The sequence below is a fragment of the Krasilnikovia sp. M28-CT-15 genome (genome assembly GCF_047159595.1).
GTDB lineage: Bacteria > Actinomycetota > Actinomycetes > Mycobacteriales > Micromonosporaceae > Actinoplanes.
This window is the reverse complement of the sequence record NZ_BAAGAK010000001.1, coordinates 4,889,699-4,909,183: the sequence shown is the minus strand read 5'-3', so window position 1 is coordinate 4,909,183 and position 19,485 is coordinate 4,889,699. Positions and strand designations below refer to the sequence as shown.

General features: G+C 70.4%; 16 protein-coding genes and 3 pseudogenes. 8 read left to right on the top strand and 11 right to left on the bottom strand.

Annotated features, from left to right (window positions below):
* Positions 1–66: 66 nt before the first annotated feature.
* Positions 67–980: pseudogene (locus ACMCNO_RS22375) on the bottom strand (IS5 family transposase).
* A 172-nt stretch (positions 981–1,152) separates the two neighbouring features.
* On the opposite strand from ACMCNO_RS22375, the pseudogene ACMCNO_RS22370 reads away from it, so the two are divergent.
* Both ACMCNO_RS22370 and ACMCNO_RS22365 read left to right on the top strand, forming a co-directional pair.
* Positions 1,153–1,755 (top strand): annotated as a pseudogene (locus ACMCNO_RS22370) (transposase family protein); the annotation flags it as partial.
* Between the two features lie 31 nt (positions 1,756–1,786).
* Complete coding sequence (locus tag ACMCNO_RS22365) at positions 1,787–2,071, top strand: hypothetical protein (protein ID WP_412753927.1); 285 nt, start codon at positions 1,787–1,789, stop codon at positions 2,069–2,071.
* A gap of 175 nt (positions 2,072–2,246) precedes the next feature.
* Here the strand turns inward: ACMCNO_RS22365 and ACMCNO_RS22360 are convergent, their stop codons facing one another.
* On the bottom strand, positions 2,247–2,639 hold the full coding sequence (locus ACMCNO_RS22360; protein ID WP_412751421.1) for a hypothetical protein: 393 nt from the start codon (positions 2,637–2,639) through the stop codon (positions 2,247–2,249).
* A gap of 879 nt (positions 2,640–3,518) precedes the next feature.
* Here ACMCNO_RS22360 and ACMCNO_RS22355 point away from each other — a divergent pair.
* The gene (locus ACMCNO_RS22355; RefSeq protein ID WP_412751420.1) at positions 3,519–4,280 is read left to right on the top strand and encodes a hypothetical protein; all 762 of its coding nucleotides are present in this window, start codon (positions 3,519–3,521) and stop codon (positions 4,278–4,280) included.
* Positions 4,281–4,510: 230 nt separating this feature from the next.
* Here the strand turns inward: ACMCNO_RS22355 and ACMCNO_RS22350 are convergent, their stop codons facing one another.
* Positions 4,511–5,725, bottom strand: coding sequence for a sensor histidine kinase (locus tag ACMCNO_RS22350; RefSeq protein WP_412751419.1), 1,215 nt, complete (start codon positions 5,723–5,725; stop codon positions 4,511–4,513).
* On the bottom strand, positions 5,722–6,396 hold the full coding sequence (locus ACMCNO_RS22345; protein WP_412751418.1) for a response regulator transcription factor: 675 nt from the start codon (positions 6,394–6,396) through the stop codon (positions 5,722–5,724). The genes ACMCNO_RS22350 and ACMCNO_RS22345 overlap by 4 nt, the downstream gene beginning before the upstream one ends.
* Before the next feature lie 108 nt (positions 6,397–6,504).
* Between ACMCNO_RS22345 and ACMCNO_RS22340 the strand changes: the two genes are divergently transcribed.
* The 3 genes from ACMCNO_RS22340 to ACMCNO_RS22330 all read left to right on the top strand — a co-directional run bounded on the left by ACMCNO_RS22340 (position 6,505) and on the right by ACMCNO_RS22330 (position 8,666).
* Positions 6,505–7,020, top strand: coding sequence for a DUF2231 domain-containing protein (locus ACMCNO_RS22340; RefSeq protein ID WP_412751417.1), 516 nt, complete (start codon positions 6,505–6,507; stop codon positions 7,018–7,020).
* A 20-nt stretch (positions 7,021–7,040) separates the two neighbouring features.
* A complete protein-coding gene (locus tag ACMCNO_RS22335; RefSeq protein ID WP_412751416.1) occupies positions 7,041–7,382 on the top strand; it encodes a cyclic nucleotide-binding domain-containing protein in 342 nt (113 codons plus the stop codon).
* Positions 7,383–8,249: 867 nt separating this feature from the next.
* Entirely contained in the window at positions 8,250–8,666 is a 417-nt protein-coding gene (locus tag ACMCNO_RS22330) for an Hsp20/alpha crystallin family protein (RefSeq protein WP_412751415.1), read from the top strand.
* A 72-nt stretch (positions 8,667–8,738) separates the two neighbouring features.
* Here ACMCNO_RS22330 and ACMCNO_RS22325 read toward each other — a convergent pair whose 3' ends face one another.
* A complete protein-coding gene (locus ACMCNO_RS22325; RefSeq protein ID WP_412751414.1) occupies positions 8,739–8,939 on the bottom strand; it encodes a hypothetical protein in 201 nt (66 codons plus the stop codon).
* A 588-nt stretch (positions 8,940–9,527) separates the two neighbouring features.
* Here ACMCNO_RS22325 and ACMCNO_RS22320 point away from each other — a divergent pair.
* Positions 9,528–10,934, top strand: a complete 1,407-nt coding sequence (locus tag ACMCNO_RS22320) for a wax ester/triacylglycerol synthase domain-containing protein (protein ID WP_412751413.1) — start codon at positions 9,528–9,530, stop codon at positions 10,932–10,934.
* Between the two features lie 768 nt (positions 10,935–11,702).
* Complete coding sequence (locus ACMCNO_RS22315) at positions 11,703–12,089, top strand: hypothetical protein (protein ID WP_412751412.1); 387 nt, start codon at positions 11,703–11,705, stop codon at positions 12,087–12,089.
* 111 nt (positions 12,090–12,200) lie between these two features.
* Here ACMCNO_RS22315 and ppdK read toward each other — a convergent pair.
* From ppdK to ACMCNO_RS22285, 6 genes and pseudogenes are all read right to left on the bottom strand, one after another.
* Positions 12,201–14,851: pseudogene (gene ppdK, locus ACMCNO_RS22310) on the bottom strand (pyruvate, phosphate dikinase).
* 306 nt (positions 14,852–15,157) lie between these two features.
* On the bottom strand, positions 15,158–16,654 hold the full coding sequence (locus ACMCNO_RS22305) for a DUF4389 domain-containing protein (protein WP_412751411.1): 1,497 nt from the start codon (positions 16,652–16,654) through the stop codon (positions 15,158–15,160).
* A gap of 392 nt (positions 16,655–17,046) precedes the next feature.
* The gene (locus ACMCNO_RS22300) at positions 17,047–17,751 is read right to left on the bottom strand and encodes a hypothetical protein (protein ID WP_412751410.1); all 705 of its coding nucleotides are present in this window, start codon (positions 17,749–17,751) and stop codon (positions 17,047–17,049) included.
* A gap of 24 nt (positions 17,752–17,775) precedes the next feature.
* On the bottom strand, positions 17,776–18,147 hold the full coding sequence (locus tag ACMCNO_RS22295; RefSeq protein ID WP_412751409.1) for a hypothetical protein: 372 nt from the start codon (positions 18,145–18,147) through the stop codon (positions 17,776–17,778).
* Entirely contained in the window at positions 18,144–18,587 is a 444-nt protein-coding gene (locus ACMCNO_RS22290; RefSeq protein ID WP_412751408.1) for a hypothetical protein, read from the bottom strand. The genes ACMCNO_RS22295 and ACMCNO_RS22290 overlap by 4 nt, the downstream gene beginning before the upstream one ends.
* 159 nt (positions 18,588–18,746) lie before the next feature.
* Positions 18,747–18,968, bottom strand: a complete 222-nt coding sequence (locus tag ACMCNO_RS22285) for a PLDc N-terminal domain-containing protein (RefSeq protein ID WP_412751407.1) — start codon at positions 18,966–18,968, stop codon at positions 18,747–18,749.
* Positions 18,969–19,485: the final 517 nt, after the last annotated feature.

The window sequence follows — 19,485 nt, the reverse complement described above, 5'->3', positions numbered from 1 at the left end:
CCTGGGCGATTGCCGTCTGACGTACATCGGACCACTCGCCGTCGGCGCGTCGCCAGCCACATCCGGCTAGGTTCTGTCCCGCGGATCATGTCCGTCGGGGACAGCGCGTAGCCAGTCGAGCATTTCGACGAGGTCGAGGGTGGCCTGGTAGTTGGCGCCGAGCTTGTCGAAGCGGGTGGCCAGTCCGCGCCAGTGTTTGCGCCGGTTGAAGCCGCGCTCGACCTGGTTGCGGCGGCGGTAGACAGCCGGGTCGAACGCGGGCGGGCGGCCACCGCGACTACCTCGGCGTTTCCGGTTGGCGATCTGGTCGTTGGGCTCCGGGATCGTCGCGCGGATCCGCTTGTCCCGCAGGGCCTGCCGGTTCGCCCGCGAGGAGTACGCCTTGTCGCCGGTGACCGAGTCCGGGCGAGTCCGTGGGCGGCCGGTAGCGCCGGGCCGGGCCACCCGGACCCGGCCCAGCAGCGGGATCAGCTGCCGGGTGTCCGCGCACTGGCCGGGGGTGATGAGCGTGGCCAAGGACCGGCCGCGACCGTCCGCGAGGGTGTGGATCTTCGTGGTCAGCCCGCCGCGGGACCGGCCGATGCATTCGCGTGCCTGGGCTTCGGCGACCGTCAGCCCCTTTTAGCCGCTCCGGCAGCATGCTGGTGGGTCCGCACGATCGTCGCGTCGACCTGAGAGTCCCAGTCGACGTCGTCGTCGAGTTCGGCCAGGGCGATGACCTGTGCCTTCAACCGTGCCCAGGTGCCGTCGGCCGCCCAGCGGGCGAACCGTTGATGGGCGGTCTTCCAGGGCCCGTACCGTTCGGGCAGGTCCCGCCACGGTGATCCGGTGCGTTTGACCCAGCAGATCGCGTTGATGACCTGCCGATGGTTTCGCCATTGCCCGCCTCGGATGGGCTGTGCCGGAAGCAACGGCTCCAGCACAGCCCATTCCTCGCTGCTCAGATCACCACGCGCCACGCCGGGCCCAACGACCGTCATCCATGATCGCCACGCATGATCCGCGGGACAGAACCTGGCGGCCAGCTGTAGCCGGTCAGTCAAACAGCGCGACGAATAGTTACCGAGAACACCTCACTGACAAATAACGACGAGGTGCACAGTAGTCGGGTGGGGCTGGCCCTGAGGTGACTGCGAAGATCTTCGGGTGTCGATGCGGTGGGCTCGTCGGGTGTTCAGTCATCATGCGTTCACCGGGATCTCGCGCCGGCATCTGCACCTGCTGGTCGCCGAGGTTCGCCCGTTATGGCAGGCCAGTCGGGAAGGCCGGTTGCACGCTCGTAGGGGCGGGCGTCGCCGCCGGGCGGCTGGGGCTGGACGTCGGCTCACCTTGTGGTTCACCGACCGGCTTCTGGTAACCCTGGCTCACCTGCGGCTGGCGATGCCGCACGAGGCGATCGCGGTGGTGTTCGGGGTGGACCGGTCCACGATCACCCGGGCGATCGGGCAGGTCCGGCCGCTGCTGGCCGGTCGGGGCTGTGCGGCGCCGTCCGGGGTGCGGTTGCACACCTTGGCCGATGTGTTCGCCTACGCCGCGGCCGAGGGGGTGACGGTGCGGTTGGACGCCACCGAGATCCGGGTCCGCCGGCCACGGGCCGGCCGCGCCGGGCGGAAGGCGTTCGTGTCCGGCAAGCTCAAGCAGAACACCATCAAGACGACGGTGGCCGCTGACGAGCACGGTGCGACGTTGTGGTGCGGCGGCACCCGGCCCGGGCGTATGCACGACACCACCGCAGTACGGACTGAAGGCATCGAGGCGCTGCTGGAACTGCGTCCCACGGTGCAAATTGCTCGTCGATGCCGGCTACCAAGGCCTGGCCCGCGATCATCCCGATCAGGTGAGCGCGCCACCGCTCAAGCCGCGTCCCGGCGCGTCTGCCGAGCTCCACGCCCCGTGGCAGAGCGCCCGCAAGGTGCAGTCGTCGCAACGCATCCCGGTGGAACATGCCATCGCCGAGCACAAGTGGTGGCGCGTACTGCAACGCTTCACCGGCCGCCGCGAACTCCTACCCGACACCATCAATGCCGTCGCCGGACTCGTCTCCGACCGCTCATCCGGCCTTACCTGGTAACCACCGACCGGATCAGCGCAGCTCACAAACCCCATCCCCCATTGCGCACAACGTCGTAAGACGGGCGTGGCGCCCTGGACGCGTACGAAGCGGGTGGGTGCTGCGTATGGCGGCGATGCCGTCGCAGTACGGTGGACGGCCGTCCCCGTGGTGATCGTTCGTCAGAAATGGACGGTTACGACACAGTTCGTACCGCCCGGGAGCCGGCTTGCTCCCGACAACAAGTCGGCTCTCGGTCGCGTACCACGATGAGCGGGCTGTGCGACCGCCGGGCCAGCGCGTTGATCGCGATCGCGTCCGCGCCGTCCTGAACGATCGCCAAGTCACACGAGCGGGTGGCAGCGGTGAGCGTCACGACGCCGTCCACGGTCCGGCGTACGGAAAATGTCACCTCGACGGCCGGATGTTTCTCGGTCCAGCGCCGCACCAGATCCCGGACCAGCACGTCCTCGAGTGCGGAGGCCGGGCCGACAGCCACGACGGTCATCGCCGCGCCGCGCTTCTCGGCCTCGGCAAAGGCAAACCGCAACGCGGCCTCCGCTGGTGCCGCGCAGATGACGCCGACCAAGATCTGTCCAGACACCACCGACCACCTTCTTCTCCATTCCATCCTGCTGCCACACCGATGGTGGGGCTAGGGCCATGGGCCCTGCCTCAGCCCCGAGGCCGCAGCGCCGCACGGGGAAGAAGGGGGGTTGCCTGTCAGGAACCTGGGCCGCCCCTGGACGCGGCTGTGGGTGCCGTGGCCGAATAAGGATCATGGCGTTCTTGGTGGACCGCAGATACAGCATCGGTCCGATGGGAACGAGATTACGATGATCAACGCCCGGGTGTTGCGGTTGAAGTAACGCAGCTCCCGGTCGCTGTACCCGCCAGGTCGGCTCGGCAGCGGATGTCGAACCATGCCACCGCGGCGAGGATCGCTGCCACGGAGTCCACGGCGCCCAGCGTGCTGCTGGTCATCCGGCTTCACCTCGGCCCGGGCGTCGGTGCGTGACCGGCGCGGCTGTTCAAAATGGGACGCACCGGAGTCGGCGGAGCGGGTGGACGGCCACCGCGCTGCGAGAATCGCTGCGGTGGCCGTCGCTTGCTCCGCATCAGCTGGGGATGGTGCCGGGGGTGATCAGTTCCCGGTCGTTGACGTGAATTCGACCGTGGAGCTGCATGTCGACGACGCCGGGAAGCTGCCGGGAGAACGTGTTCAGCCTCGTGCCGACGGTGGCGTCCCGATAGCCAAGAGGCGGCAGTCCGACCCCCTACTTCCTCGTGAAACAGGGCGCAAGGGTATACCGCCGGGGGTATCGCCGCAAGAGTCGTGCGGTCCCCGCGATGTCGCGCACGAAGCGGGCGGAGCCATCAATGCCATTGCCTTGTTCACATCCCTTCAATTGGGCGCTGCGGGGCCGATGAGGCGGCCGACCTCACAGTCCTTCCGAAGGGAGACGACGTGCGCAGGATGAACGTGTTGGCGATCGCGGTAGCGGTCGCGGCGGGCCTGATTGGGCCGGTCGCCTGGGCGGACGCCGCCCTCGCGGCCGCGCCGCGGTCGAGCATGCGCGACCGCGACCACGATGGCATGCCGGACCGCTGGGAACGGGCCAACCACCTCAACCCGCGGCGCAACGACGCAAAGGCTGATCCCGACCGTGACGGCCTGACGAACCTGCAGGAGTACAAGGTCGGCAGCTCTCCCCGGCGCGCCGACGCCGACCGCGACGGCATCCGGGACGGCGCCGAAGACCGCGACCGCGACCGGCTCACGAATGCCCAGGAGTTCGTGGCCGGCACCAACCCGAAACGGTCCGACTCCGACGGCGATGGAATCTCCGACGCCAACGAGGACGCCGACGGCGACGGCGAGAGTAACCGTGACGAGTTCCGCTCCGGCCACAACCCGCGCAACCGCGACTCCGACCACGACGGCACCCCGGACGGCGAAGACGTCGAGGGAACCATCAGGTCCTTCGACTCGCAGACCGGCCTGCTGACGGTCGCCCGGGGCGACCACCCGGCCGTGACCGTCACCGTAACCAACACGACAGTGCTGCGCTGGGAGGATCAAGAGGACGAGGACGGGGGCGACGGGTGCGCGACCGCGCCCACGTACACCGACCTCACCGCCGGCCGTGAGGTGCACGACGTGAAGAGCCAGTACGTCGGCACCCCCGCCGTCCGCACTGCGCTGCGCATCACCCTCAAATGCCATTGACCACAGCACCGGTCCGCGGACCTGCCCACCATCATGGTGGTGGGCAGGTCTGAACCAGCGATGGACTGATCCGATGAGTGGCATCGCCCGGTGTCGCCGGCAATCGCGTGACCCGCTGCAGTCCGCCGTAGCGGAACTCGGAGAGGTTCACGCCCGCTGTTGCTCGCGGCGTCTGCCCGGACGGTGGGCAACCGCCGTGGTTTGACCGGGCCTTCCACGTCCCATAGCCGCTACGGGGCTGTGGGCAGGCGAACGGTGAAGGTGGCTCCCTCGCCGGGGCGGCTGGCGGCGTCGATGGTGCCGCCGTGGCCGGTGACAACCTCGCGGGCCAGTGCCAGGCCGAGCCCGAAGCGGCGCTGATCGCCGTGGCCGCGGGCGAAGCGGTCGAAGATGCGCTGCGCGTCGGCCGGGTCGAAGCCCGTACCGTCGTCGCGCACGGCCAGGATCACCGGCCGGGGTCCGCCCAGCGACCGCAGTTCCACGACGACGTGCCCGCCCGCGGGGGTGTGGCTGAGCGCGTTGTCGACCAGTGCGGTGACGACCCGGCGCAGGGCGACCTCGCGGCCGCGGACCAGCGACGGGCCATCCGGGTCTGGACTCAACACGAGTTCGACGCCCTCCTGCTCGGCGCGGGTGCCCAGCGTGGCGACCACGCCCGCGGCCACCACCCCGAGGTCCACCTCAACGCCACCATCGGCCTGGGACTGGGTGGAAAGCAGCAGATCGTCGACGACCTCGCCGAGCTGCCGGGTGCCGGCCACAAGCTGCTCGACGTCCGGGGCCATCTGCGCCGGTGACGCCCCGGAGCGCAGATCGCGGTGCAGCAGCTGGGCACGGGTATGCAGCTGTGCGAGCGGCGTACGCAGCTCGTGACTGGCGTCGGCCACGAACCGGCGTTGCCGGGCCAGCGCCTCGCCCAGCGGCGCGGTGGCCCGGCGCGCCATCAATACGCCCGCCGCGCCGGCGGCGGCCAGCCCGAGCAGCCCGGCCAAGCCGAGGGCGACCAGCAGCCGGTGCCGCTCCTGTTCCTGCTCCGCCATGCTGCCCACGACCTGCACGACACCGTCGCCGCGGGCGCGGGTGACCACGAGGTAGTCGGTGCCGTCGATGTCCACGGCGGACGACTCGGCCGGGCCTCCGGCCCGGACCCGTTCGATGCCGGCCCGGTCTGGGAACCCGTCGGGTGGGTCGTCGGTCGCGGACAGGCGCCCCTGCCCGTCCAGTTTGAAGATCCACATGCCGGCCGGCGGGTCGACGACGTCCTCCTCCGTGGCGGCCGTCTGTTCCACGGAGCCTTCGAGAGCGTTCCGGCGGCTGCGAGCGGCCGTGCCGATGACGATCGCGCCGGTCAGCAGCAGGATCAGCGTGACCGCCACGATGTTCTGCAACGCGAGGGTCAGGCGGGCGCGGCGCAGCAGTTGCTGGTCGGGGTTGGGGCCGGTCACGGTGCGCCCAGCCGGTAGCCGGTGCCGCGGACCGTGCGTACGACCTCGGCGCCGAGTTTGCGGCGCAGGTAGTGCACGTAGGTGTCGACGAGCGATTCGGCTGTGGCGTCGGGGAAGACCCTGGCGACGATCTCCGTGCGGCTGAACACCCGGTTCGGGGACTCGGCGAGCAGGCGCAGTAGATCGCTCTCCCGGCCTGACAGGGTCGCGGTGCTCCCGTCGGCGGTGGTGACCCGGCGGGTGATGAGGTCGAATTCCGCGGTGCCGACGGCCACGGTGTGCGCGCCTGCGCCGGCGCGCCGCAGCAACGCCCGTACCCGAGCCAGCAGTTCGTCGACCTCGAACGGCTTGACCAGATAGTCCTCGGCACCGCCGTCGAGCCCGGCGACCCGGTCCTCGACGGTGCCGAGTGCGGTCAGCACCAGCGCCGGGGCCGCCACGTTTCGGCGGCGCAGCCGGGCCAGCAGGTCGAGGCCCTCGATGCCGGGCAGACCACGGTCGATGATCAGTACGTCGTACTCGCGGGTGAGCCCGAAATGCAGTCCGGCCTGTCCATCGCGGGCCAGGTCGGTGGTATGCCCCACGCCGCGGAACAGGCGCACCAACAGCTCGCCCAGCTCACGGTCGTCCTCCACCAGCAGAATGCGGGCCACCGCCATACCCTCGCTCACCGGGTGCACATCACCGAGCGTGACACCACAAAATCGGAGAACTCGAAGAAATCGTCCGTAGCCTCGGCGGGGCGATACCCGCCCCGGACCGGCTTCGGAAGGAACGTCATGGGCACCGTCAACGGACTCCCGGCACACGTCCTGCTCGTGCACGCGGTCGTCGTCCTGCTACCGCTGAGCGCCCTGCTGCTTGTGCTGACAGCGGTCTGGCCGGCCGCCCGTGCCCGGCTGGCCGGGACCAACGCCCTGCTCGCCCTGGCCGTGGTCGCGCTGGTCCCCGTCACGACCAGCGCCGGCGAATGGCTGGAGCGCCGGGTCCCCAGCACCGCCCTGCTGCACGACCACACCGAGCTCGGCGACACTGCCATCTTCTACGCCATCCCGCTCGCCGTGCTCGCCGTGCTCGTCTGGTGGCGCCAACGGGAGGCCACCGGCAGCGGGACAGGCAACCGTACGTATCTGGCTCCCGGATCGACGGCGGTCACCCGCGTGCTGGTCGCGCTGGCCGTCATCGTGGCCGGTGCCGGCATGTACGGGATTTACCGGATCGGCGACTCAGGCGCCCGGGCCTCGTGGACCGGCAACTTCAGCACCACCGCCCGAAACGACGGTCCCCACGACTGAACACTCCGTTCCTCGCCGGCATGTCCGCGACCTGGCTTGAGCGGCTGTCGTCGTACGGCCATCCGGCGTACCGGCCGCCTGGCTGTCGGTTGTTCCACGAGGACCGGCCCGCTGAGCGTTTCTGGCTTCTGCGTTCGGGCCGGGTGGCCCTCGACTTCCCCGTGACTGGTCGCCGTGACGTGGTGATCGAGACGATCGGCGCCAGCAGTGTCGTCGGTTGGTCATGGCTGTTCCCGCCGTACCGGTGGCATTTCGGCGCGGTCGCGACCGAACCGATGCACGCCGGAGAGTTAGGTGCTGCCGGTGTCCGGCGCGGGACGAGGACGCCGAACTGGCCCGCGACCTCGATCAACGGTTCCTGACGATCATGCCGGATCGGCTCCAGGCGGCCCGGAGCCGGCTGGCCGTGCTGTACGGCGCGCCCCGACCACCCACGCCACGCCCGAGCAACCGGCCATGCGGCAGGTCCAGCAGATGGAGATCGGCACACCGACCGCCGCCCCGTCAGTGACCTCCCGCGGCCGAGGCGGATCTGCACACGATCACCGAAGCGGCCCGACTGGAGGGGATGCACCCGCACATCCTCGCTCCCGACCAGGTGTACGACCTTGCCGCGGCCGCCAGCAGGGCGGGCGTCGCGGAGCACGCCGACCGGAAGCCCGGCAGGAATTGGAATACTGGCTCAGCCGGGACGACGGCCTCGGCATGCCGGCCGACGTGCTGCCGCCGACGCCGACCCGTACGACGGTCCCAGATCGCGACTTCGGGTGGATGGCGCGCTGGTCGCCGCCTCGGGACACCGACACGGCAGTGCGGGACGGGGTGATCGCGCGGTCCGTCCGGGCGCGTCTCCTGTAGGTCAGGGAACTCCGCGCTTCCTAAGTCCTGACTGGCATCGTGTCGGCGCGATACTGCCGGCGAGAATCCGCTTCTTGCAGGACGGGTCCACGGCATATCCCTCGTGGAGGTTGGGATCGGATCGCCGCGGGCGGGGGACCTATGACTCTGTGCCCAGACGGCACGGCGAGAGAGTATGGCATTGGAGCCCGTCGGTATCTCGGCGAGAGCCTTGGCTCGCGGACGCGGGCAGCCTCGACCGGGCCGCGGTCGGCCCGTGCTCGGACATCGCGTTCCGCTTGGGGATGTGACGGCAACCCACCGGCGGGCACCGATGCGGTCGCGGCCTTCTCGGACCCTCGGGTTCGAGATGCGATGAAGGAGGTGGCGACATGGTCGGAGAGACCAGCATGGCTGGACTGTTGCCCCGGCTGTTCGGTGACATGACCGACTGGTTCGAGATCGACTTTCCCCGTCCGGTTCCCGCGATCCGGTTCGAGGACAACATCACCGACCAGGAGTACGTTCTGCGTGCCGAGCTGCCCGGGCTGGACCCGGACAAGGACGTGCAGATCATCGCCCTGCACGGCGTGCTGACCGTCAAGGCTGAGCGTCGCGAGGAAACAAAGGACCTGAACCGCAGCGAGTTCCGGTACGGCGCGCTGCAGCGTGCGGTGCGGCTGCCGGCCAACGCCGATGAGACGGCGATCAAGGCCACCTACCGCAAAGGCATTCTGGAGATCACGGTGCCGTTGACCGCACCGCAGCCGGCAGGCCGGCAGATCGCGGTCACCACCGCTGAAGAATGAGGGTATCTATCCGATGGACGGCGGCCTTCGGGCCGCCGTCCGAGTCTGTGGTGCCCGGGAGGCTGCGTCGCTTCAGGGCCGCCGCAGGTCCCCGAAGCATGGGTCGGGTTCGGCGGCCGCCAGCTGCGGAAGATGGCCAAGGAACGCCGGGTCGCCGCGGCGGCTCAGCGCGAAGCGGCGGCGGCTGAGCTGGCTGCGCAGCGCACCGCCCCGGAGCTCGAACGGCAGCGCGCGGAACAGGCCCGCCGGGCGGCCGAAGTGGCGCTGCTTCAAGACCCGCTCACCGGGCTGGGCAACCGCCGCCGTTTCGACCGGACCCCGACTGATCGTCCTGGCCAACAACACCTCCAATGAGGACGGTGATGCCGTCCTTTCCGTTGAGCAGCACCACCGCCATTCGTTGATCAGCGGGCCGGCGGTCAGGCTCGACAAGGCAACGCCCGGCGGCGACGAACCCGATGAACGCCGGACGGCCGGGCGGGAGCAGAACGCCATCGCGACGCTTGGCAGATCCTGCGCAACCCCGGGATCGAGCCTGCCCAGGAACGGACGTCACTACGTGGAGGTAGTTCCAGCGCTCCCAGGTAGGGTTCTTCGCCGATTTCGAGATGCGCAACGGGACTTGATCTTCCACGCGCCAGGTTCCACCCGCCGGTGGGAGCAGTGAAGTCGCCCACGGTAACCCCTCGCGGGTAAACCGCAAGAGCTTCACGGTGGAGGTTCGGCCATGGAGATGCCGGGATGAACCACGCCCATGGTGTTGCAGGGGCGGCTGACCAGTAACGTCAGGCATGGCTGAACCGCGCCGCTGACCCCCCGGCCTGACAAGATCGGGTTGGCGGAGGTTCGGGTTGCCCGCCGGTGAGGGCCGTTCAGCCCTGGACGGTGGTGGTCCGGCAGACCAGGCTGGCCTTCGTGCGAGGTACTCAGCACGCGGCCCGACCTCGTCCGGACCGGGCCGGAGACGCCGATCTGGCATTCCTGGCGATGGGCCATGGGACGGTGCCGGAACAGTTCGCCGCCGTCCTGGTCCTCGACGCCGACCCCGGTCTGGCGGCCGTCGAGCGGGCGCTGACCGCGCGGGTGCCCACCGTCCGGCGCCTGCGCCAGCGCCTGGCCGGTTCGCCACCCGGCTGCGGGCGACCGGTGTGGGTCGACGACGCCGACTTTGACGTACGGCGTCACCTGCAGGAGTTGCGCTGCCGACCACCTGGAGACAACGCCGCGCTGATCGACACGGCGCTCGTGCCGGTCATCACCCGCCTGCCCCCGGACCGGCCGCTGTGGCGGGCGGCGTACGTGAGCGGGCTGTCCGGCGGAGGCGCTGCCGTGGTGCTCGTGCTCCATCATGTCCTCGCGGACGGGATCGGTGGGCTGGCCATCCTGGCGGGCCTGGTCGATGGCGCGCCGAGGTCCGTACCGCCACCGCCCGCCCCGGCGCCCTCGGCGTGGCTACTCGCCGCCGATGCCATGGCCGGGCGGCTCCAGGCGATCCGCCGGCTGCCGGGTGCGTGGCGCCAGCTCCGGGAGTCGATGACCGCCGGCGGCGGTTTCCATGCCCCGGCCGTAACCCGGTGCTCGCTGCTTGCCACGACCGGCGGCGATCGGCGGGCGGCGATCGCCGAGGTCGACCTGCCACCGGTGCGCGACGCCGCCCACGCTCACGGCGGTACCGTCAACGCTGCCCTGCTGGCTGCCATCGCCGGCGGCCTGTGCACCCTGCTGCACGAACGGGGCGAGCCGGTGGACGAAATCTCGATGGCGTTGCCGGTGACCGCGCGGCGTCACGCCACCGGGGCGGAGCTGGGTAACCAGGTCAGCCCGCTGCTGCTCACCGTCCCAGGCAGCGGTCCGCTCCCGGCACGGATCCGGGAGATTGCCGCGGCTGTCCACCGCCGTCGAGAGCAGGCCACCGGGCCGGCGCCGATCGCCCTGCTCGGTCCGGTCTTCCGGTTGTTCGCGGCGATGGGCGGCTACCGTTGGTACCTGCGTCGGCAACACCGGCTGCACACCCTGGTCAGTTTCGTGCACGGCCCGGACACGCCGATCCGGATCGCGGGCATCCGCGTGCACAGGATCATCCCGCTCGGCGTCGGGGAAGCCGGCAACATCACCGTCGCCTTCCAGGCTCTCACGTACGCCGACACGCTGACCGTCACTGCGGTGGCGGACCCGCACCGGGTTCCCGACCTGGACAACCTGATGACGGAGGTGCGCAGCGAGCTGGATCGGATCGGGGCAACCTTGGGCAGCACGGCCGAGCGCTGAGCAGCGACCCGTGGCCGTGTGTCATCAGGCGCGGAGCCATCGGCGGCCCACCCGTCCCCGGGCCAGTCCGCAGGGCCCGGCCGGCCCGCAACCGGAACCACCCCCGTGACGCGGCGATCGGACTCGGCGCTCTCATCGGCATTCTGCTCGGGCTTCTCGGCGGCGGATCGATCCTCGCCGTCCCCGCCCTCGTATACGGCGCGGGCCTGTCGACCTGCTCTGGCAGACATTCCTGCGCCGCTTCACCAGAGCATGAGCGTTCAACGTTGTCGGGCTTTGGCGGGTCTTGGTCTGGCTGGTCCCGCATCGGCGCTGCTCGGCGCAGTATGCGACCGCAGGTCCCCCAAAGGGCCCCGAGGCGGGTGTTAGCGCAGGGTGATGTATGCGTTGGTGTCCTGTCCGTGTGGCCTCTTGGTATCGATTTCCCCGGCACACGGGCGAGGTGCGGACGGACAAGGCCCATGAGGTACGGGCCCCGCGCCGAGGTCCGCGCGGCGCAGCATCGGCGCACGTATCGCCCGCAAGGGCCTGGAATCCTCGGAAGGCTCGGAGGCACCGCCAGCTCGGGAGAGTCGTGTCTGACCTTCCTGCACCATGATCCTGACGGTTTGACGTGGCCCCACCCGGACGGTTTGACATGGCGCCGGATGCGTTGGTCGGTGGGACTAGGTGACGGCTTGACGGGGCCCAGTCGATGATCGGCAACCCGTCCTGATCCGTCACGGACCATAGCGTGCAGCTCGGACGCATGTCCTAGCCTGTCTGGCCGTGGCCGTGGCCGTGGCCGTGGCCGTGGCCGTCGGGGGCGAGGCGAGGCGCCAGACAGGAGGCGGTGGGCTGGACAACCTGATGTGGATGAGCCCAGCCCGCAAACCCGTTCCGCGTGTGATCGGCCTGCCAGGGGCGCATCCTGGAGAGGTGCAGCCGGAGGATTGTTCGCCGCTTTCAGCACAGGACGAGGTCGCTGAGGCGCGGGCGTGGCTGGCGCTGGTTGAGGCCCAGGTGGAGCTGTGGCGGCACCGCCTTCGCGTGCTGGATCGCCGGAGGGTGGAACGCGACCAGTCGTTGACCGCGCTGACCGCCGACTTCGACCAGCTGAAGGCTGCCGCCGCGCACGCCAGGCAGCAAATCGACGCGAAGTATCCCCCATCCTGACCGGTTCCGTCGTCCACCGGGTCGCCCGCCGCGCGCTGCACGTCGTCCTCGATGTGCGCGCGACCCGTTGATGACGCATCGCCGCCGCAATCTCTTCTGCCTGACCAACAGTCAGCGGCTGTCGCCTGCGCCGTCGGACGGAGCGAGGGCGGCACGGCCAGCCTCCAGTCGCGCAACCGGCACCCGGTACGGGGAACAGGAAACGTAGTCGAGGCCGGCGGCATGGAAGAAGTGCACCGATGCCGGGTCACCACCGTGCTCACCGCACACGCCGACGGTCAGGTCGGGGCGCACCGACCGGCCTTCGCGAACAGCCAGTCTGACCAGCTGACCGACACCGCCCGTGTCGAGCGACTCGAACGGGGAGACGTCGAAGATCCCCAGCTCCCGGTACCGGGGGATGAACGCGCCCTCGACGTCGTCGCGCGAGAAACCCCACGTCATCTGCGTCAGGTCGTTGGTGCCGAAGGAGAAGAACACCGCCTCGCGGGCGATCTCGGCGGCGGTGAGCGCCGCCCGTGGCACCTCGATCATGGTGCCGATCCGGATGGGCGGCACACCGTCGACATCGGCCAGGACGGCTTCGGCCTCCGTGCGTATCAGCCGCAGCTCCCGCACGTCCCCGACGAGCGGGACCATGATCTCTGGCATCGGGTCGCCGCCCGCGCGGACCCGCGCTGCGGCGGCCTCGGCGATCGCCCGTACCTGCATCGCGAACAGGCCAGGGACGACCAGGCCGAGCCGGACGCCGCGCAGGCCGAGCATCGGGTTGGCCTCGTGCAGCCGGCGGACCGCCGCGAGCAGCACCCGGTCGTGCCCGGGGTCCTCCCCGCGCGCCTCGGCCGTGGCGACCCGTGCGGTGAGGTCCTCCAGCGCGGGCAGGAACTCGTGCAGCGGGTCGATCAGCCGGATGGTCACCGGCAGCCCGTCCATCGCGGCGAGGATCTCTTCGAAGTCGGCCCGCTGCAGCGGTTGCAGGGCGGCCAGCGCCGCCTCCCGTTCCGGCGCGGAGTCGGCGAGGATGAGGCGTTCGATCAGGGGACGGCGGTCGCCGAGGAACATGTGCTCGGTGCGGCACAGGCCGATCCCGGTCGCGCCGAACCGGCGGGCGCGTGCGGCGTCGGTTCCGGTGTCGGCGTTGGCGTGGACCCCGAGCCGGCGGGCGGCGTCGGCGTGAGCGAGTAGCCGGTGCACGGCCGCCACGAGGGGGCTGCGGTCCGGGGCGAGTTCGCCTTCGAGGTAGCGGACCACCTCGGACGGCCGGACCGGTACGTCACCGGCGTAGACCCGGCCGGTGGTGCCGTCGATCGAGATCAGGTCACCGGCGCGCAGTACCGTGCCGCCGACCGTCACCTGCTCCCCGTCGATCGTCAACTCCGCGGCGCCGCAGACGCACGGCTTACCCATGCCACGCGCTACGACTGCCGCGTGGGACGTCTTTCCGCCGCGGCTGGTCAGGACCCCGCGGGCTGCGATCATGCCGGGCAGGTCGTCCGGGTTGGTCTCCCGGCGCACCAGGATGACCGGTCCGGCGGCGGCCGAGGCCGCGGTGGAGTCGAACACGATCCGGCCGACCGCTGCGCCGGGTGATGCTGCCACCCCGGTGGTCAGTGGCGCGGGCGCGGTGTCGGTGTCGAAGCTCGGGAACATGAGCTGGGCCAGTTGGGCGCCGGTGACGCGCTGCAGGGCCTCGTCGAGGGTGATGACGCCCTCGTCGACGAGCTGGGCGGCGATGACGAAGGCGGCCGCGGGGGTGCGTTTGCCGACCGGGTCTGCAGCATCCACAACGTGCCGCGTTCGATCGTGAACTCGATGTCGCACAGGTCCCGGTAGTGGTGCTCCAGCCGGTCCATGTGCGACAGCAGCTGCGCGTACGCGGCCGGGTTCAGGTCGGCGAGGGCGGTCAGGCTGACGGTGTTGCGGATGCCGGCGACGACGTCTTCGCCCTGGGCGTTGCTCAGGTAGTCGCCGTACACGCCGCGCCGCCCGGTCGCCGGGTCACGGGTGAACGCCACCCCCGTACCGGAGTCCGGGCCGCGGTTGCCGAAGACCATCGCCATCACGTTGACGGCCGTGCCGAGCTCGTCCGGGATGTGCTCCTGCCGGCGGTAGATGGCCGCGCGTGCGGAGTTCCAGGACCGGAAGACCGCGGTGACCGCTTCGAAGAGCTGCTCGTGCGGCGACTGGGGGAAGTCGCGGCCCGTCCGCCGGTGAAACACCTTCTGGTACGCCCCGACCAGGTGCCGCAGCTGCTCCACCGTCAGATCGGTGTCGGCGCCCGCTCCGCGCGCCGCCGCGAGCTCCGTCTCGAAGTCCTCGGCAGGAATGTCGTACACCGTGCGGCCGAACATCTGGATCAGCCTCCGGTACGAGTCCCACGCGAACCGTTCGTCGCCGGTCTGCACGGCCAGGCCCTGCACACTGGCGTCGTTTACCCCGATGTCCAGGATCGTCTCCATCATCCCCGGCATGGAGAACTTGCCGCCCGAGCGCACCGACAGCAGCAGCGGATCGCGGGGGTCACCGAGACGCTTGTCCATGCGTGCCTCGACTTCGCGCAGGTGCTGCCGCACCTCGGCGAACAAGCCGTCCGGGACCGCACCCGTCGCCAGGAAGGCGCGGCACGCGTCTGTGGAGATCGTGAAACCGGGCGGCACCGGCAGCCCGATCCGGGTCATCTCCGCGAGGTTGGCACCCTTGCCGCCGAGCAGGTCCTTGAGGTCCTTGTGGCCGTCGATGAAGTCGTACACGTACCTGCGCATGGCGGTTGTCTCCCTCGTCGCGGTCGCCCTACTCCTTGGTGATACCGGGCTGGCGCGGTGGGGCCCCAGGGCCGGAGGACGTCCGCCGCCGGGTCGCTGGTCCTGAACCGCGGGGCGTGCATAGTGGAAGCCGCGAGTACCTGCCGGGTTTCGCGACTGGACCCTCATCGCCCGGCGGAGCCGGGCTGACAATGCGCTCAGGCACTCCGAACCCTGGGCAGTCGACTGAGCCGGGGCCCTGCGCCGGATCGAGGCCGTTCACCAACAGCTGCCGAGCGGACCCGACCGCCCGTTCCGCTCGGCGGCTCAGCCGGCAGCCGTTGGCCGTTGTGTGAGCTCCGGCGGCTCGGGCGTGGCACCGCCAGGCCCCAGCGGGTCGGTGTGGGATCCCGTCGTCACGGCGTGCCGCCTTCCGAGACCCGCCGCGCCGAGCCAGATCAGGCCGAAGGCGACCACGGCGAGCACGGCGCCGGCGCCGATCAGGCCCCAGCCCAGCGGTGCCAGGCCGGGAATCCTGGTGGCGACGGTCGCCGTTGCCGCGACGCCCGGGCTGCCGTCGACATTGGCCAGCACGATGGCGTAGCTACCGTCGGTGGCCGCCCAGTCCAGGACCACGCCGGCGGAACCGCTCGCCGTCGTCGTCCAGAAGTCCTGGTCTCCCGGTGGAGGGACAGCGCGCAGCTCGCCATCCGCCCGGTCGTACCGGGTCGAGTCCGGCGTGTACGCGTCGACCAGTTCGTCGTGGGCGGTGCCGGCGAGCCACCGGTCGACGTCTGCCTCCGGCGCGATGCCGAGGAACAGCTCGGTACCGGTCGGGCTGGTCGCGGTGATGCGGATGTCGCCGTTGCCCGACAGCGAGCGTGCCCAGAAGTCGCCTGCCTGTATGCCTTCCACGGTGACCGCCCCGGTGGGCGACGCCACCGACAGCGTCGGACCGGTGACCGCGCCGGTGTCGTCGCGGGCTCCGTCGAGGACCAGGACCGCGCTCCCGCCGATGATCAGGCCGACGGAGGTGAAAAGCACGAGCACGCCCGCGACGAGAGCGACCACGCGGCCAGCGACGCTGCCCGACGCGGCCGAGGGCGCGGCCGCGCTCGCCGGTGGCGACGGGGCGGCCGACGGCGGGGCGCTCATCGTGGGCATCGGCCCGTCGTCGGGGCCGTCCCGATCCTGATCGAGGCGGAACGGTGGATACCGATCGGTGAGCAGCGCGACGTAGGCGACGGTCCGAAACGTCCACCGGGCGATGCCGACCAGCAGGTCGTGCAGACCGGGCAGCCGTCGGCCGGTGAACAGCAACGCGACACCGCACACCAGCACGGCGGCGGCCACGACGCTGACCGGCACGGTGGTCGTCGCGTTGTTGCCGTTGTGGATCTCCTGGGTGGCGGCCCCGTTGAGTGCCCCGATGATGATCAGGTGTGGGACGGCGAACAGCCAGGCGAGCAGCGGTAGCCAACGCGGTGGCCGCGGTGGTCCGGCGATGCTGAGTCCCGCGGGGTAGTCGGACACCTCGCCAAGCGTGAAGGGTGGGTACCGGTCGGTGCCGAGCGCCTGGTAGCCGTAGTAGCCGACGCGCCAACTCCAGCGCAGGACGCCGACGTTGAAGTGGAAGATCGATCCCGGGTAGCGGCCGGTGACCAGCACCGCGACGTAGGCGATCAGGGTGAGGGCGACGAACGCCACCCACAGGAATGCCAGCACGATGAAGTGCGGGATCAGCAGCAACCACTTCACCAGCCACAACCATCGGCTCGGTGCGGTGTCGGGCCGGGCCCGCACGTGCACCGGGTAGGGACTCATGACGCCTCCTTCGGGGTTCTGCACAACCCCAGGGCACGCCGGTGCCACACCCGACGGCAGGGCCGGGAGTCCACTGCCGGCGGGACCTGGGGCATGAACCGGCCACGTCCGCCCGTCGCTGGAGCGTCGCCGACCAGAGATCCTCGGGCTGCGGGCTCCAACGACAGACCTGAGGTGGGCTCAGGGGCCCCACGCCCCTTACCGTCCGGGCTGACGTCCCTTCCGGGTCTTGGTGATGCGTTGCGCGCGGCTGAGTTGCTTCCTACGAACACTGGTCTGGCCTGCCGACGGCTGCGTAGGACCCTCGGCGACCTTTCGTTGGACATCACGGCGGAGCCCACGGGTGCTCGGCGGGCCGGGCAGCAGGCTGACGTGGTCGGGCTGCTGCTGCGTTACCGCAGAGCCGGTCCGGTGCGCCGCCGGCGGGATGTGTCGGCCGCGTTCCGGACCGGGTCGCCGGTCGGGTGCGGGGGTGACCGTAGCAGCGCGACGCCGGCGGCGACGAGCCATAGGACGGAGGCCGGGTACAGGGTGTAGCTCAGCCAGCCTTGCGGATCGAGGACACCTCGCGGGTATACCACGGATAACGCCAGGACCGTCGCTGCGGCGGCGGTGACCACGGCAAGCCATCCGAGCCACGCCGGCAGCACGCTCGTACGCAGAACGGCGATGCCGATCGCGGCGAACATGAGCCCGATCGGCGCGTTCGCCAGTGTCAGCGTGGCGTAGCCGAGGGCGTCGAGCAGCGCCGCCGCCTGCGGCTGCAGAGCTTCGCCCGGCAATGCAGTCAGGGCCAGCTGCGGTGCCTGTCCGAGGATGTTCGCGCCGTACCCCACCAGGCCGGCACCGAACGCGATCGTCGCGGGAAGGCCTGAGCCGGCCAGGACTTCCCGCAACGCTGTCAGGAAAATCAGCAACACGACGGCGCTGAGCACGAACAGCACGCTCTGCGCGATGATCAGACCGCGATGATCCGCCACGAACTCCGGCAACGAACCCGGCTCCGGCCACGGCCGTTCACACAGGGCGCCCGCCACACCCAGTACCACGGCGACCAGCACACTGACTCCGGCCAACCGGTGCGCCGGTTGACGCATGAGACACCTCCCTGGCAGCGAGTGTCAGTGATCCTCGACGACCAGGCGGTGCGCGCCCAGCATGCGAGCCCACCACGGCCGGCCTGACCCCGGTCGTAGTGCTGGTGCTGCGGCGTTCTTCAGGCTGACCCAGCCGCCCGGACCCATGCTGACGGACCCGATGGCCGGTCGCCGGCGGCTCGCCGCGAAAGCCGTCGCCACCGCGGCACCGGCGGCGCACGCAACGCTGCCGAGGACGAGCCGGGTGACGTCGACAGCCGGGACGAACACGATCGAGCCGTGCCGCACGACGTACGCGCCGATCGTCCGCTCGCCGTTGCGGACCGCGACGACGGTGTTCCGGTCACCTCCCACGTCGCCGCTGGAGAGCGCGTCGAATGTGTTCAGGGCGGTCATGATGTGTACCTCGCGGTTGCTGATCGGCGCCGGAGGTGAGGTATTCCCGCGGTCCGCGTTCGATCCAGCATCAGGCCCAGGACCGCGACCACCAGACCGACGGCGAACAGGACGCCCTGCAGGAACATCTGCGGACCGATGACGGCGACCTGCACGAGCACCCACCCGGACAGCAGCGTACCGGCGATGATCGACGCCGGGGCGGCCCAGGAACAGCGACGGCCGAGACCGTAGGCGGCGAGGCCCATCGGGAGCGCCACCGTGGCGAGCAGGGCGACCCCCGGCAGAACCCAGCTGTCCAACGGCAGTGGTGACAGGTCTGTGACCGGCAGATGCCAGGCGTCGATGACGAGCATGACGGCCCCGTACACCGCGGAGACGGCGACGGCGGCCTCCAGCGCGGTCAACGTCCACACCAGCGGGCGGGTCGGGATGGACATGGCTGCTCCTTCCAGGTCCCAGTCTTCGCCGCTCGCACGCGAGTGGTCAGGGCCTGAGGGCCGTAGCGGCCGGGTCCAATCGCCCACCTGGACGCGCGATGGCGGCGAGAGGATGCCGCATCGACCGTGGAGAGCCACTGCCGTGAGGGGGTTCGTCGGTCAGCCGTCGGTGCGCCGGCCCCAACCCAGGTACACGACGGGTCCGATCGGCTGGACGAGGATCGTAGGCCACCAGACCGCCTTGGGCCCGCGCACCAGATGCCGTGGGCGCCGGGCGAGATCGACGACCGCGACGGCGGTCAGGATCACCTCCACCGGCGCGAGGACGAGAGCCGCGGTGCGCTGCCAGCGGGGTAGCTCACGCCACTGCCGTCGGGCCATCTCTGCACCTCCTGGACTTGATGATTCGGCCAAACCATTCCGTCATGACCTCAGCCGCTGGGACGACTGTGCGTCGACGATCTCGCAGCAGTCACCAGCGAGAGGCCCGACAAGGCGCCCGTCGGCACGTCATGACGTGGGACCGCTCAGCGCGACGACACACGCGATGGTGGTGCATCCCACGGCAGTGCGGCGGATGGTGACCGCCACGCTGCAGATTTGCCTTGAATATGCCATATTCACCATAATGACCAACCCTGGCATTCATGAGCGAGATCGGGGCCGGGACGCGAGACGCGTCCCGTCGTCCAGTCTGAAACCAGCCCCCGGGGGTCCGGGGCGGGTTCAGGCGAGGCGCTGGCGTGGGTCACGCGACCGGGGATTACGGCCTCTTGACGGCAGGCCCGCTGCCCCGTCTTCCCTGGTGGCATGACATCGTGCAGCTTGGCGCCGTGGCAGGGCCGGAAACCACTCGCCACGCCCCGGCGGCACCGGTGCAGCATCGTGGTGGCATAGG